This is a genomic window from Nocardia sp. NPDC051990 (assembly GCF_040680755.1).
Classification (GTDB): domain Bacteria; phylum Actinomycetota; class Actinomycetes; order Mycobacteriales; family Mycobacteriaceae; genus Nocardia.
On record NZ_JBFAXH010000001.1, the window covers coordinates 591,733 to 605,757 of the forward strand.

The window sequence follows — 14,025 nt, forward strand, 5'->3', positions numbered from 1 at the left end:
AATCATCGACCTTCCGAGCCGCCCCATACGCTCGCCGCTGCTCCTGCTCGAGCGACACACAAGTGATCGCCATGGGTAGCCGTCAGGACAACATCGGCGAAAGTATGCCGTCCTTGCCTGCGCGCCCGATCGAGTGCTTGTAACCTCGCGGACGTGAGCAGCGACATCACCGCATCGGCGGCCTGGCGGAAACTGCACGAGCACCACAGTGCCGTCGCCAGACGACACCTGCGTGAATTCTTCGCCGAGGATCCCGACCGCGGCCGTGAGCTGATCGTCCAGGTGGGTGACCTGCACGTCGACTACAGCAAGCACCGCGTCACCCGGGAAACCCTGCATCTGCTGGTCGAATTGGCGCATGAGGCCGGGGTGGCCGAGCATCGCGACGCGATGTTGCGCGGCGACCACATCAACACCTCGGAGGACCGCGCGGTCGAACATATCGCGCTGCGCCTGCCCGCGGGCGAGACCGTCATCGTGGACGGCGCGGACATGGGCGCCGAGGTGCACGAGGTGCTGCGGCGGATGGGGGAATTCACCGACGCGGTGCGTTCGGGTGCGTGGCGGGGCGCGACCGGCGAACGCATCAAGACCGTGGTGAATATCGGCATCGGCGGTTCGGATCTCGGCCCGGATATGGTGCATCGCGCACTGCGGCACTATGCCGACGCCGGGATCGGCGCTCGCTTCGTCTCGAATGTCGACCCGGCCGATCTGCTCGCGAAACTCGACGGACTCGACCCAGCCGCCACGCTGTTCATCGTTGCCTCCAAGACGTTTTCGACGCTGGAGACGCTGACCAATGCCGTTGCCGCCCGGCGTTGGCTGGTCGCCGCGCTGGGCGCGGACGCCGTCGCCAAACACTTCGTAGCCGTGTCGACGAATGCCGAGCGGGTCGCCGAATTCGGGATCGACACCGCGAATATGTTCGGCTTCTGGGACTGGGTCGGCGGCCGCTATTCGGTGGATTCGGCCATCGGCCTTTCGGTGATGGCGACCATCGGCAAGGAGCGCTTCGCCGAATTCCTGGCCGGAATGCATGCCGTCGACCGGCACTTCGCGACCGCGCCGCTGGCCGAGAACGGACCGGTACTGCTCGGTCTGCTCGGCATCTGGTACTCGAACTTCTTCGGCGCGGAATCGCGTGTGGTGCTGCCGTATTCGAACGATCTGGCGCGCTTCCCGGCTTATCTGCAGCAGCTGACGATGGAGTCCAACGGCAAATCGGTGCGCGCCGACGGCAGCCCGGTGACCACCTCGACCGGTGAGATCTTCTGGGGCGAACCGGGCACCAATGGCCAGCACGCCTTCTACCAACTGCTGCACCAGGGCACCCGGCTGATTCCGGCCGATTTCATCGGATTCGCCCGTCCCACCGATGATCTGCCCACCCGCGAAGGCACCGGCAGCATGCACGACATCCTGATGAGCAACCTGTTCGCGCAGACCAAGGTGCTCGCCTTCGGCAAGACCGCCGCGGAGATCGTGGCCGAAGGCACCGATCCGAAGGTGGTGCCGCACAAGGTGATGCCGGGCAATCGGCCGAGCACGACCATCCTGGCGCCGCAGCTGACACCATCGGTGGTCGGCCAGTTGATCGCGCTCTATGAACATCAGATATTCGTCGAGGGCACCATCTGGGGCATCGACAGTTTCGACCAGTGGGGTGTGGAACTCGGCAAACAGCAGGCGCTAGCGCTGGCCCCTCTGCTGACGTCTCCGGAAGAACCACAGCCGCAAGGGGACTCGTCCACCGACGCCCTGATCGGCTGGTACCGCGCCAACCGCTGAGCCTCAATCCAGCGCGTGCGCCGTCTTGATCAGGGCGGCAACGACATCCGGAAGCCGGCGGTGATCTCAATTCGGCGACGCGGTGCCCATCATCCCTGGGCGGCGTAGTAGCGGCCGCCACGCTGACGCAGGAGGAGGTCGGCTCGGTGGCTGGTATCGGCGATCAGATCGGCATTGGGCAGATCGCTGTCGTACACCTTGATTTTCGCGGCCTCAGGGGTTCGGCCGCCGCGAATGTGGCGGCGCAGCAGGCGTTGTTCGATCACCTCGCGGGCCACGTCCAGATACCAGACCTCGTCGAGGAATTCACGCACACCCGACCAGGCGCCGTCGGACAGCAGCAGGTAGTTGCCCTCGGCAATGGCAATCTCCTGCCGATCGAAGACGACACCGGCCGGGGTCGGTTCCTCGATGGCGCGGTCGAAGGTCGGCCACGGCACCGGCTCGCCGAGCGGGGTATCGCGTAGGCGGCGTAGAGATGCCGCGAAGGCCGCGACGTCGAAGGTGTGCGGTTCGCCCTTGCGCTCCAGATTTCCCGTCGCGAGTAGGACGGCGCCGGGCAGGTGGAAGCCGTCCATCGGCGCGATCTCGGCGATCCGAGTACCGGCTCGGTTGTTCAGATCATCGCGAATCGCCTTGGACAGCGTGGATTTACCCGCACCCGGCGGACCCGCGATGCCGAGCACATACCGTCGGGCGCACCCCGCCGCCCGAATCCGCAGGTGCTCGACCAACGAGCGCAACGGTTTTTCGACGGAAGTCCGTGTCATCGAAATCACCCTACTCAGCCTGCGCCGGTCCGCCTCGAATTTGCGCGCATGGCTATCAAAGTCGGCTATCGAAGTCGTTGCCGGACTTCGGTCGCGAGATCGGCGGCGGCGTCGCGCAGTGCCTCGATGAAGAGCTGCCTCGAGGTAGCCGAGTCCGCGCCGCGATAGACGACGCAGGTCGGGCGTACCGCGGCGGGATGATCGACGCGGACCAACGCGATGCCCGGCGACAGCACCGGTACCGCGATCCCGGGCACCACGGTGCTGCCCATCCCCGCCGCGACCAGCCCGAGCTTGGCGAACCAGTCGCGGGCGACGAAGGCGATCTCCGGTTCCCACAGCACCACTCGAGGCGAGCCGTACGAGCAGACCTACTGCTTCATTTACCGGATCGCGAACGGTCGCCTCATCGAGGTGATCGAACACTGCGATACCGCGCTGGTCGAGCGGGTGCTCCAACCGCTCCAGCGCAGCGGCGGTCAATTCGGACGGGTCCCGCGGTAGAAGGTGACGCGGCCGAGGCGACGGTGCCGCTGGGAGGCGACGACGGCGCAGTCGAAGCCGACCTTGCGCAGGAGTTGGGGAATGCCGTCGCCGAGGTTGTCCCTGGCATGGTCGTTGTGCAGCAACAGCCGGGCCATCAGGCCGTCGTCTGGGGTCACCTCGCCACCGACATCGACGATATGCAGGCTGCCGCCGGGACGCAGCACGCGCAGCGCCTCGGCCAGTGCGGCGGTTTTGACACCGGTTTCGAGGTGATGCAGCATCATCGAAGACAGCACCCGGTCGAATTCCTGGTCCGGAAAGGGCAGTTTCTGCGCATAGGCGCGTTCGAACCGGATTCCGTTCAGCCCGTGCGCCTTTCGCTCCGCACGGGCGAGTGCGAGCAGGTCGGGATCGGAGCCGATCACCTCCGCCCCGGGCTGGGTGCGTTTGGCGCGGATCGTCAGATTGCCGGTGCCGCAGCCGATTTCCAGTACCCGCTGATCGGCGGTGAGTTCGGCCTGTGCGACGAGGGTTTCGTGGAGTTTGTACATGCCGAGCAGGCGGGTCAGCAGGTCGTAGCCGGGGAGGAGGGCATCACGACCCGCGGCGGGCAGGTAGTCGTGCCGGTTACCCATGGCTTCGACTACGGAATGTGGATGATCTTTGGTCATGAATCTCATGATGCCCGCTGATCCAACGGCATAATTGGGTGATAATCGGCCGAAGTTGGACTATTTTTGGCGATATGACCGAGGCTACCCGGGTGGTCCGGCACCGCCGTGGTGTTCCGGCGTACGACTATCGCAGCGATCAGGTCACGCCGCCGGTATCGCTGCTGTGGTTCGATCGCCTTGCCGAACGCGGCCACAGCCCGCATATTCACAACTTTCCGGCCTTGCTGTACATCCAGTCAGCCGGGATGGTGTACGTGGTCGCACCGGGTCAGGTGATCGCGGACGCACCACCGTATGAGTCCGAAGGCTCGGTCGCGGTGTTCTTCGATCCCGCGACGCTCGGTGATGCCGGACGCGCGCCCTGGCCCACATGGCGGGCGCATCCATTGTTATTTCCGTTCCTGCACCAGCATTCGGGAGGAGTGCTGGAGTTGGCCGTCCCGGTGGAACGAAGACCGTTGTGGGACAATGCGATTACTGCTATCGAAGCCGAGCTGACCCAGCGGCAGGAGGGATATCGGCAGGCGGCCTCGGCACATCTGACGCTACTGCTCATCGACCTCGCGCGACTGGCCGCCGATGTGGTCGGCGATCTACGGCGCAGCGGTGAACCGCTGCTCGCCGAGGTGTTCGACGTGATCGATCAGCGGCACAGTGCGCCGCTATCGCTACGCGATGTGGCGGATGCGGTCGGCATGACGCCGGGGCATCTGACCACCGTGGTGCGCCGCCGCACCGGGCGCACCGTACAGGCGTGGATCACCGAGCGGCGGATGACCGAGGCACGCCGTCTATTGGCCGAAACGGATCTGCCGGTGGGCGAGATCGCCCGGCGAGTCGGGATTCCGGACGCGGGCTACTTCACCCGCCTGTTCCGGCGCAATCACGACCTCTCGCCACGGCAATGGCGCGCCCAGCCTGCCGCCCTCGCGCACTGAGCCGAGCGCCGCAGCGGGCCGACGCGAGCACAGGCACCCGCAGCGGTGCGGACGCGAGCGCCCGAAAGAAGATCCCTGGATCCGCACCGTCGTCGACCCCGCACGGGATGCTCGCGAGCGGCTAGGGTCAGGTGAGGGCGCGGGCGATGATGTCGGTGGTGTTCACGCCGGTGGGGAGGGTGCCGAAAGCGATGCCCCAGTCGTCACCTAGGCGGGTGCCGCAGAAGGCGTCGGCCACGGCGGGGTGGCCGTGGCGGACCAGTTGCGCGCCCTGCAGGACCAGGGCCATGAGTTCGACGACACGGCGGGCGCGGTATTCGATTTCGTCGAGGTCGGACAGTTCCTTGCCGAGGCGAGCGATGGCATCGTCGAGACGGGGGTCCGCGCCCGCGGCGAGCGAGACTTCGTTGAAGAAGGCCTCCACGGTTTCGGGCTGACGGCCCATGGCGCGTAAGGCATCCAGCGCCGCAACATTGCCGGAACCTTCCCAGATGGACATGAGCGGGGCCTCGCGGTAGAGCCGAGGCATACCGGATTCCTCGGCATAGCCATTGCCGCCGAAGCATTCCAGGGCCTCGGCCGCATGCGCGGGGGCGCGCTTGCACACCCAGTACTTGGTGACCGCCAAGGCGATTCGGCGCAGGGCGGCCTCGGCGGGATCGGTGCCCGCGCGATCGGTCGCACCAGCTAGGCGCATCATCACCGTGGTCGCGGCATCGGATTCGATGACCAGGTCGGCCAGCACATTGCGCATCGCGGGTTGGTCGATCAGTTTGGCCCCGAACGCTTCGCGGTGCCGCGCGTGATGCGCGGCGTAGACCGCGCCGGCGCGCATGCCGGTAGCGGAGCCGATGACACAGTCCAGGCGCGTCATATTGACCATTTCAACGATGGTCTTGACGCCCGCCCCTTCCGCACCGACCAGCCAGCCGGTGGAATTCTCGTATTCGATCTCCGAGGAAGCGTTCGACTTGTTGCCGAGCTTGTCCTTGAGACGCTGGATCCGAATGGGATTGCGGGTGTCGTCCGGAAGTACGCGCGGGAGCAGGAAACAGGACAGGCCACCGGGCGCCTGGGCCAGGGTGAGGAACATATCCGACATGGGGGCCGAGGTGAACCACTTGTGACCGACGATGCGGTAGCTGCCGTCGGGTTGCGGTGTGGCGGTGGTGGTGTTGGTGCGAACGTCGGAGCCGCCCTGCTTCTCGGTCATCGACATGCCGGCGATGAGACCGGCCTTGGTCGACGGCTCGCGCAGGCCGAAATCGTAAGTGCGAGAACCGAGTAGCGGTTCGTATCTGGCCGCGAGTTCGGGATTGTGGCGCAGTGCGGGCACGATCGCGTAGGTCATGGAGATGGGGCACATATGCCCGGCGTCGGCGGCGCCCCAGGTGTAGAACTTGGCCGCGCGGGCGACATGGACACCCGGCCGATTGTCGAGCCAGGGCGAACCGTGGAGTCCGTGCGCGACAGCGACTTTCATCAGTTCGTGCCAGTACGGATGGAATTCGACCTCGTCGATGCGGTTGCCGTAGCGGTCGTGTGTGTGCAGGACCGGCGGGTATTCATTGGCCAGGCGTCCCCACTCCTGGGCTTCGAATCCGCCCGCGCGCGTGCCGAGTTCATGGACCTCCGGTTCGGCCCAGGCCGCGCCTTCGCGGTGCAGCCCCTCGAGCAGGGCCGGGTTCTGCGCGACATCGAAGGGCACGATATCGGGAACCTGATTGAAGACTTCATGCGTCGGCATCGGACACTCCTGAGTCGGATTCATCGCGCACACCCAGTGCGCGTAACGCGAAACTGATGAGTTCGGGCACAACGGATTCGCTGTGCGGTGCGTCGGCCAGCGGGCCGACCAGGACCTCGCCGATCGCGCCGACAAGGGCGGCCGCGCTGGTCTTGGCATCCTGTGCGGGCAGTTCGCCACCCGAAACGCCCGCCGCGACCGCGGATTCGAAGGCTTGGGCGAAGGCGCGGCGAAAGCGCAGACGCTCAGCGTCGACCACGGTATCGACGGGTTCGACGAGCAGGACGTAGGCGAGTTTCGGATTCTTCAGCGCCCGGCCGGCGAAGGTCTCCACCGCCGCGGTCACCCGCTCGACGGCCGTTCCGGCGGCGCTCGCGGTGACCACCGCGGCCACCTCGTGCGCCACCACCTTCCGGAATACCGCGCTCACCAGGTCGGCCTTGCCGGTGAAGTTCTTGTAGACCGTCCCGGTGGCCACGCCCGCCTCGGCGGCGACGGCCGCCATGGACAGTCCGGCATAGCCGGCATGCGATAGCACCTTGGTCGCGGCCTGCACGATCAGGCCCGCCTGGGCATCGAGGCGGGCCTGGACAGCAGGGGTTCTGCGGTAGGCCATACAAGAAGTGAACCACAAATTCATTTCTTCACACAAGGGTAATTCCGACGGCGTATGGTCATGCTCGTGACTGTGCGAATCGAACGCAACGGGGCCGTGACCACCGTGATCCTGCACCGCCCCGAGGCACGCAATGCCGTTGATGGTCCGACGGCCGCGGCCCTGGTCGACGCATTCCGCGAATTCGACGCCGATCCGGATGCGGCGGTCGCCGTGTTGTGGGGCGACGGCGGCACCTTCTGTGCGGGCGCGGACCTGAAGGCGCTGGGCACCGAGCGCTCCAATCGGGTCACCGAGGATGGTGACGGCCCGATGGGACCGACTCGAATGCGGCTGTCCAAACCGGTGATCGCCGCGATCTCGGGATATGCGGTCGCGGGCGGGCTGGAGCTGGCCCTGTGGTGCGATATGCGAGTTGCCGAGCAGGACAGCACCTTCGGCGTGTTCTGCCGCCGCTGGGGGGTACCGCTGATCGATGGCGGCACGATTCGGTTGCCGCGCATTATCGGCACTGGACGCGCCATGGATATGGTGCTCACCGGTCGTGCCGTCGCCGCCACGGAGGCGCTGCAGATCGGACTGGTCAATCGCGTGGTGCCGAATGGCGAATCCCGCAATGCCGCCGAACAGCTCGCCGCCGAATTGGCCGCACTGCCGCAGACCTGCCTGCGTTCGGACCGCATGTCACTGTTGGAGCAGGACGGCATGGACGAAGAGACGGCGCTGCGCAACGAGTACCGGCACGGCCTGAAGGCCCTGACCGACGGCGCCTTGGACGGCGCGCAGCGGTTCGCCGCCGGTGCCGGCCGTCACGGTGCGCGTACCTGACAATGGGCCCGGCCCAACGCGCGAGCGTCGTCGACGAGATCTTCCTACGCACGCATCGCGGGCTCGGTACCCCGATCGCGCTCCAGGGTTTGTGGCGCACCGCCGATCCCGTCGATCTGGAGTTGCTGCGGCAGGTGCATGCGGCACTGCGAGTCGGCCCGTTGGGCCGCAGGGTGATTCGGCCTCGGGTTCCGGGGGCACGGCGCAGTTGGCGGGCGAACACTCGGGCGTATCCGCTCGAGTTCACCGACGGCACCATCACCAACGCGGAGCTGCTCGAGTGGGCCGCTGAGCAGGGCGCGAACCTCGATCCCGAATACGGTCCGGGTTGGCGATTGTCGACCGCCGCGCTGGCTGATGGCGGCTCGATTGTGTCGCTGACCTGCTCCCATGCGCTCGCCGACGGTCGAGCCCTTGTGCTGGCGGTCGATGACGCGCTCGGCGGCACAAGCCTGCGAAGGCCGTCGGCGCTCGTCAAGCGCTCATCGTCGAAATCAACTGCACCAGAGGCGGACTGCTCGGGTGCGGCGCGAACGGTCGGGGGTCCGCCCGTCCGATCGAATACGAGCGAGCCGATGACATCCACTGCAAGAGAAGCAGACCGGTCCGACGCGCGCGTAAATGCTGCGCTGGCTCAGGAGTCCCGGGAGCCATCGTCGGATTGGTCCGATGCCTGGCGGCAGTGGTCGATCGTTGTGCGCGGCACGGTCCGTGCGCTGCGCCAGGGCATCCCAGAACGTCCTGCTCGCGCGGTACCGGACCGCGAATATGCGGTATCGGCCCAGGGGATGACCCATAGCGTGGTTCTGCAATGCCCGGCAGGCGACTGGGAGTCGGCGGCTGCGGCGCAGGGCGGCACTGCCAACAGCCTGTTCATTGCGCTGATCGCGAAGATGTTGTGGGCCAGTGGATTTCCGGGTGAGATGATCGATGCCAGCCTTCCGGTCGATACCCGCGACGAACCGCGCGTCGACAATGACCTCTCGATGACCGAGATAGCCATCGAGCGCGCCGATACCCCCGCCACCATCCGCGAGAAAGCGCGAATCGCCTACGAGCGGCGGATGTCCAGCCCGGGCGGGATGCCGGAGGAACTGCTGCAGGTCATTCCGGACCGCTGGGCATACGCCCTGTCCAAGGGCGCCGGTGAGCGAGACATCCTGTGCTCCAATCTCGGAACGCTCCCCGACTCCCTGCGCACCCTCGGCCCACACCGATGCACCGGTGTCGCCGCGCGTGCCATCCACCCCGGCCTCACCGCGAACCGCCTCCCCCGCACCCGTCTGTCCGGCTATCTCTGCCACATCGCGGACACCTACACCCTCGCTGTCGTCAGCCTCGACCCCGAACGCGTCGGCACTCCCGAAATCCTCCGCGCCCTAGCCCACGAAACCGCAACTGCCCTCGGCCTAACGATCACCTTGTGGTGACCTCCCGCCCACGCCGCGATCCGTCCTCGCACACGCAGTGAGCGCCACGCACAAAGTGTGGAGGCTGCGCCGACCGAGTCCATGACGATGGCGGAGATCACCGTCACGTTGTCCCGGTGGGTCCATCAGGCCCGCACACCACGGGCCTGTCATGCAGATGCTGCCTGCTCATCGCCGCCGCCCCCAGCCCGGCGGTGCTGATCAGCGCGGCGAGCGCTGGTCGCCGAGGGCATCCCCCGGAATTCCTCGGCGTCTAGGGTGTTGTGACTTGCCGACGGGATGTCAGTGGATGACCCGGCTGCTTGCCACGCAGGTCAGTAGCTCCTGCCATTGAATGTCAGCAGTGTGCTGACCTGGGATCCCGGTCGTAATCGCCGAAATCCAACGAAGTTGGGGATGACTTTTCCCGCGAGCCCCTGGCGGCAGGCGGCCAGGGGTATTCGTGTGGAGGCCAGATGGGTTGGCTTCAGTTTCCGATGTCAGATGTCTTGGCGGAGTTGATGTTCCGGTCGCTCTGCTGTTGCTGTGCTGTTTCCCGGCTGCCCTGTCTGGGTATTCAGCGGAGCCGAACATTTCGGCGGCGGTCACCCTGACAGTTGCCGAAGCGTCCTCCTGATTCTTCTTTTCGTGTTGGTGCGCAACGGATTTCGTGGAATGCCCGAAGTTGCGCGGTCACGGTGGCGGCGGATACGGTCGATAGCAGCGAAGGGGAGTAGCTCCCTGGCCTCGGCTGTTTGCTGATGTGCCGGGCGGGCGGTCGACATGCTGGCGCCGGTGGATTTCCGGTGCCCGGCCGTCCATCGAGCACCACGAGATGTCGAGGTGGCCGGCGAGCGAGACCTTCGGACCGACAGCTGCCCCGTCGGCCGAAGCACCTCATATCCGCGGTTCTTCGGTCGGCTGCGACCGAAGGACTTCCCGATGATTCTCGACGCACCCCGCCCGGAAACGCAGGCGGTATCGCCGCGTGTGCTGGTGCGATCCCTGCTGATCGCGGCGGTGTTCATCGTGCCGGCGCTGGTGATGCGGGTGGCCGGTGCGCACCCGGACGCGGTGCTGGCGTTGCTGGGCTACGGTGCGGCGGTGGTGGCGGCGAGCTTCCTACTCGCCTGGGCCGCCGAGGCCGTCCAGATCGACGTCTCCGGCGGTCTGGCGATCGCGGTGCTGGCGTTGATCGCGGTGCTACCCGAGTACGCGGTCGACTTTTACTACGCCTGGACCGCCGGGCATGACCCGGCCTATGTGCAGTACGCGGCGGCGAATATGACCGGCTCCAACCGGCTGCTCATGGGCTTGGGCTGGCCGGTTGTGGTGTTGATCAGCATTGCCGTGGCCAACAAGCTCGGTGGGCGCAAGGTCACCGCCCTGGTCCTCGAGCCCGGTAACCGCGTCGAGCTCGGGTTTCTGCTCATCGCCGGTGTCGTGGCGTTCGCCGCGCCCGCGACCGGGCACATCCACCTGGTATTCGGGCTGGCACTGCTGGCCTGGTTCGGGTTCTACCTGTTCAAGCTCACCCGTGGCGAGGTCGAAGAACCTGAATTGATCGGCACCGCCGCCGCGATCGGAGCCCTGTCGTCCACCCGGCGGCGCGCAACAGTGGTGGCCTTGTTCGTCATCGCGGCCGCGGTCATCCTGGCCTGCGCCGAACCCTTCGCGAACAGTCTCATCGACGCGGGCACCGAACTGGGGATCGACCGGTTCCTGCTGGTTCAGTGGCTGGCGCCGATGGCGTCGGAGGCCCCGGAATTCATCATCGCGATCATCTTCGCGGCCCGCGGCAAGGGCACCGCGGCCATCGCCACCCTCATCTCGTCCAAGGTCAACCAGTGGACGCTGCTGATCGGGTCACTGCCGATCGCCTACATGGCCGGTGGCGGCGGCACCAGCCTGGCCTTGGACGCCCGCCAAACCGAGGAACTCCTGCTCACCGCCGCACAAACATTGATGGGCGTCGCGGTGCTGCTGGCGTTGCGGTTCGACCGCTGGGCCGCCTGGACCCTGCTGGGACTGTTCGCAATCCAATTCCCTCTCACCGGCACCCACGCCCGCCTGGGCCTGACCGCCGTCTACGCGGTCATCGCCGTGATCGCGTTGATCGTCAACCGCAAACACCTACCAGGCGTGCTCACCGCCCCCTTCCACGGCACCGAAGCCACCGAGCACCCGGAGGCGGCAATTCACGACGCTCGTGGCAAGGGGTCCAGGTGAGACGTTTGCGGACCACCTCGTTGGAGACTCCGGAGTTGATCAGCTCGGTGACATGCGAATGACGGAGTTGGTGGATATCGATTCCCGCTGCGGCGCAATACTTCTCGGTGGGATCCGCGGTCGTTTCGGTCGTCTGGGTTATCGGGTGGGGAGCGTTGCTGTGTCGGTTCGATCGAGTACATCCGACGGAACCTCGATGCCCGGCTCTAGATCGTCCGAGGAGATCGGGGCGTCCCAGACCTGACGTAAGGGCAGGACACCTGCCCAGACGCCGCCGGTTTCGATATCGGCGGCGTCGTCCATGGGGCCACCGGTGCGGACTTTTACCGATGCCTCGGTCAGGTCGAGGGCGAGGACCATGGTGGCGGCCATTTCCTTTCTGTTCGGCGGTCGCACGCGATCCCACGCGCCCGGGGCGGAATGTTCGACGATGACCCGCAGCGCGTGCCTGCGCTCCTCGGGGTCGGTGAGCTCGACGGCACGACCGCGCACCACGGCCGAGCGGTAGTTGGTGGAGAAGTGCATGGCCGAGCGGGCGTAGACGATGCCGTCGACCAAAGTGACGGCGATGGAGATATCGCCGGTCAGCGCCGCCCGCAGGTTTCCGGCGCCGGTCGAGCCGTGCAGGTACAGCGTGCCGCCGTCGCGGCCGTAGACGGTCGGGAGCACCACCGGACTGCCACCGAGCAGCACGCCGAGGTGGCAGACCAGGCCGGCGTCGAGGACCGCATCCAGTTCGGCCCGGTCGGTCCGGCCGCGCTCCTTGGAACGTGTCAGTGTGCTGCGTTGGGTCGGCGAAAGCGGCGGCCGAGAGCTGATCGACTTCGTCATACCTCTAGCGTGGAACCGCAAGTGGCATTCCCGAATAGCCAATTCAGGGAAATTCGAACAGTCCAATTCTGGAGGTGCGCGATGCTGGAGGAACTTCCGATCGCCCTCGACCGCGCTGCCGACCAGCCATTATCGGTTCAGGTCGCGGAAGGACTGCGGGCCGCGGCCAGCAACGGACTCCTGCGTGCGGATGATCGACTCCCGTCGTCGCGCGAACTCGCCCAACGCCTCCGCGTGAGCCGCACGGTGGTCGCCGCCGCCTACGACCAACTGCACGCCGAGGGCTGGATCGCGGGCCGCCGGGGCTCGGGCACCTACCTGACCACCGCCCCCGCCGAACCGCCCGCCCGACCGAGTACCCGCGGCACCGCCGAGCAGGAACCGGACCTACTCGATCTCGGCCCCGGCGCACCGTGCATCGAGGCGATCGACCGGGCGGCCTGGCGGCGTGCCTGGCGTGCGGCCGCCGACGACCCCCCCGTCATCCGCAAGGATCGCGGCGGCGAACCGGAATACCGCGCGGCGGTCGCCGAACACCTGCTGCGCCACCGCGGCCTGGGCGCGGGCAGCAAGACCGTGGTGCTCGCGACGGCTGGAACCAGTTCGGCCGTAGGCGAACTCGCGACCGCCGTGCTGCGTCCCGGTGACGCCATTGCCATGGAAGATCCGGGCTATCAGCGGGCCGCGGGCGCATTCGTCGCGGCCGGTGTCCGGGTACTGCCGGTGCCGATCGATGCCGACGGTCTGTGCGTCGACCGACTGCCCGACGGCATCAAGGCCGTGTATTGCACTCCGGCGCACCAATTTCCACTCGGCACCCGCATGCAAGCGGCGCGGCGGGTACAGCTCGTCGAATTCGCCAGGCGTGCGGGCCTGCTCATCATCGAGGACGACTATGACGGCGAATTGCGCTACGACACCGCGCCTTTGCCACTGCTGGCGGCGATGGCCCCGGACGTCGTCGTCCATCTCGGCACCACAAGCAAGATCCTCACACCGACCTTGGGCACCGGCTGGCTCGTCGCCGCCCCAGATATCACCGAAGCCGTTGTCGCGCATCGCGAGCGAACCGGTACCGGCCCGAGCCCCGCCGGCCAGCGCGTGCTCGCCGCATTCGCCCGGCACGGCGATCTCGCCCGACACCTGCGCCGGCTGCGCCGCGCGGTGCCGCCGCGCCGAGCCTTGGTCGTGGCCGAGCTGCGCCGGCGCGGACTCGAAGTACTCGGCGACGATGCCGGTTCTCACGTGGTGGTGCCACTGGATTCACCCGTAGCCGAACAGCGCGCCGTGACAGCGGGCCGTGCACGCGGTGTGGCGCTCGACGGACTGTCCCGCCACCACCTTGCCGCACAACAACATCCACTCGCCACGGCAGCTGGTCCGCACACCTTCGGCATCGCACTCGGCTACACCGCACTGAGCTGGGCCGAGTTGAGCACCGCCATTCCGATTGCCGGAGACTGCCTTACGCAGCCCAGGTGCTGATTTCAGCCGAACAGTCGGGCGACGAAGGGCATGCTGTCCGGTAGCGAACCCGCGACGGTCGCACTGTGGTCCAGGCCGGGGTAGACGTGAACCTCGGGCCGGACGCCGTTGGCTTGAAGATCGGCGACCAGTTTCGCGGTCAACGGCGCGGGCACATCGGTGTCATTGGTGCCCTGGCCGATGAAAAGCGGACGGTCGTAGCCGGTCATCGGCACCTAGAT

General features: G+C 66.8%; 13 protein-coding genes. 6 read left to right on the plus strand and 7 right to left on the minus strand.

Annotated elements, in window-relative coordinates; translation table 11 throughout:
* Positions 1–153 precede the first annotated feature (153 nt).
* Entirely contained in the window at positions 154–1,791 is a 1,638-nt protein-coding gene (gene pgi / locus AB0L63_RS02845) for a glucose-6-phosphate isomerase (RefSeq protein ID WP_364493561.1), read from the plus strand.
* Between the two features lie 89 nt (positions 1,792–1,880).
* On the opposite strand, the gene AB0L63_RS02850 is transcribed toward pgi, so the two are convergent.
* The 3 genes from AB0L63_RS02850 to AB0L63_RS02860 all read right to left on the minus strand — a co-directional run bounded on the left by AB0L63_RS02850 (position 1,881) and on the right by AB0L63_RS02860 (position 3,718).
* Complete coding sequence (locus AB0L63_RS02850) at positions 1,881–2,561, minus strand: nucleoside/nucleotide kinase family protein (RefSeq protein WP_364493563.1); 681 nt, start codon at positions 2,559–2,561, stop codon at positions 1,881–1,883.
* 65 nt (positions 2,562–2,626) lie between these two features.
* On the minus strand, positions 2,627–2,908 hold the full coding sequence (locus AB0L63_RS02855) for a LysR substrate-binding domain-containing protein (RefSeq protein WP_364493565.1): 282 nt from the start codon (positions 2,906–2,908) through the stop codon (positions 2,627–2,629).
* A 132-nt stretch (positions 2,909–3,040) separates the two neighbouring features.
* Positions 3,041–3,718, minus strand: coding sequence for a class I SAM-dependent methyltransferase (locus AB0L63_RS02860; RefSeq protein WP_364493567.1), 678 nt, complete (start codon positions 3,716–3,718; stop codon positions 3,041–3,043).
* 74 nt (positions 3,719–3,792) lie between these two features.
* Here AB0L63_RS02860 and AB0L63_RS02865 point away from each other — a divergent pair, with 74 nt between their 5' ends.
* Complete coding sequence (locus tag AB0L63_RS02865) at positions 3,793–4,659, plus strand: helix-turn-helix transcriptional regulator (protein ID WP_364493569.1); 867 nt, start codon at positions 3,793–3,795, stop codon at positions 4,657–4,659.
* Between the two features lie 127 nt (positions 4,660–4,786).
* On the opposite strand, the gene AB0L63_RS02870 is transcribed toward AB0L63_RS02865, so the two are convergent.
* Both AB0L63_RS02870 and AB0L63_RS02875 read right to left on the minus strand, forming a co-directional pair.
* Positions 4,787–6,406, minus strand: coding sequence for an acyl-CoA dehydrogenase family protein (locus tag AB0L63_RS02870; protein ID WP_364493571.1), 1,620 nt, complete (start codon positions 6,404–6,406; stop codon positions 4,787–4,789).
* Entirely contained in the window at positions 6,393–7,022 is a 630-nt protein-coding gene (locus AB0L63_RS02875; protein ID WP_364493573.1) for a TetR/AcrR family transcriptional regulator, read from the minus strand. The genes AB0L63_RS02870 and AB0L63_RS02875 overlap by 14 nt, the downstream gene beginning before the upstream one ends.
* 66 nt (positions 7,023–7,088) lie before the next feature.
* Between AB0L63_RS02875 and AB0L63_RS02880 the strand changes: the two genes are divergently transcribed.
* The 3 genes from AB0L63_RS02880 (at position 7,089) to AB0L63_RS02890 (ending at position 11,488) form a co-directional block, all read left to right on the plus strand.
* Entirely contained in the window at positions 7,089–7,850 is a 762-nt protein-coding gene (locus tag AB0L63_RS02880) for a crotonase/enoyl-CoA hydratase family protein (RefSeq protein ID WP_364493575.1), read from the plus strand.
* Between the two features lie 2 nt (positions 7,851–7,852).
* Positions 7,853–9,280 carry a hypothetical protein gene (locus AB0L63_RS02885; RefSeq protein ID WP_364493577.1) on the plus strand — a complete coding sequence of 476 codons (1,428 nt, stop codon included), beginning with the start codon at positions 7,853–7,855 and terminating at the stop codon, positions 9,278–9,280.
* A gap of 921 nt (positions 9,281–10,201) precedes the next feature.
* Positions 10,202–11,488: a sodium:proton exchanger gene (locus tag AB0L63_RS02890; protein ID WP_364493579.1), complete on the plus strand. Its 1,287-nt coding sequence runs from the start codon at positions 10,202–10,204 to the stop codon at positions 11,486–11,488.
* A gap of 138 nt (positions 11,489–11,626) precedes the next feature.
* Here AB0L63_RS02890 and AB0L63_RS02895 read toward each other — a convergent pair whose 3' ends face one another.
* Positions 11,627–12,319 carry a pyridoxamine 5'-phosphate oxidase family protein gene (locus tag AB0L63_RS02895; protein ID WP_364493581.1) on the minus strand — a complete coding sequence of 231 codons (693 nt, stop codon included), beginning with the start codon at positions 12,317–12,319 and terminating at the stop codon, positions 11,627–11,629.
* 81 nt (positions 12,320–12,400) lie between these two features.
* On the opposite strand from AB0L63_RS02895, the gene AB0L63_RS02900 reads away from it, so the two are divergent.
* Complete coding sequence (locus AB0L63_RS02900; protein WP_364493583.1) at positions 12,401–13,804, plus strand: PLP-dependent aminotransferase family protein; 1,404 nt, start codon at positions 12,401–12,403, stop codon at positions 13,802–13,804.
* Between the two features lie 2 nt (positions 13,805–13,806).
* Here the strand turns inward: AB0L63_RS02900 and AB0L63_RS02905 are convergent, their stop codons facing one another.
* On the minus strand, positions 13,807–14,013 hold the full coding sequence (locus tag AB0L63_RS02905) for a prolyl oligopeptidase family serine peptidase (protein WP_364493585.1): 207 nt from the start codon (positions 14,011–14,013) through the stop codon (positions 13,807–13,809).
* Between the last annotated feature and the right edge of the window lie 12 nt (positions 14,014–14,025).

Bases quoted from the DNA above. Each gene is read 5' to 3' on its own strand.
- AB0L63_RS02850 (WP_364493563.1), bottom strand. From the start codon at position 2,561: ATGACACGGACTTCCGTCGAAAAACCGTTGCGCTCGTTGGTCGAGCAC.
- AB0L63_RS02860 (WP_364493567.1), bottom strand. From the start codon at position 3,718: ATGACCAAAGATCATCCACATTCCGTAGTCGAAGCCATGGGTAACCGG.
- AB0L63_RS02865 (WP_364493569.1), top strand. From the start codon at position 3,793: ATGACCGAGGCTACCCGGGTGGTCCGGCACCGCCGTGGTGTTCCGGCG.
- AB0L63_RS02870 (WP_364493571.1), bottom strand. From the start codon at position 6,406: ATGCCGACGCATGAAGTCTTCAATCAGGTTCCCGATATCGTGCCCTTC.
- AB0L63_RS02875 (WP_364493573.1), bottom strand. From the start codon at position 7,022: ATGGCCTACCGCAGAACCCCTGCTGTCCAGGCCCGCCTCGATGCCCAG.
- AB0L63_RS02885 (WP_364493577.1), top strand. From the start codon at position 7,853: ATGGGCCCGGCCCAACGCGCGAGCGTCGTCGACGAGATCTTCCTACGC.
- AB0L63_RS02890 (WP_364493579.1), top strand. From the start codon at position 10,202: ATGATTCTCGACGCACCCCGCCCGGAAACGCAGGCGGTATCGCCGCGT.
- AB0L63_RS02895 (WP_364493581.1), bottom strand. From the start codon at position 12,319: ATGACGAAGTCGATCAGCTCTCGGCCGCCGCTTTCGCCGACCCAACGC.
- AB0L63_RS02900 (WP_364493583.1), top strand. From the start codon at position 12,401: ATGCTGGAGGAACTTCCGATCGCCCTCGACCGCGCTGCCGACCAGCCA.
- AB0L63_RS02905 (WP_364493585.1), bottom strand. From the start codon at position 14,013: ATGACCGGCTACGACCGTCCGCTTTTCATCGGCCAGGGCACCAATGAC.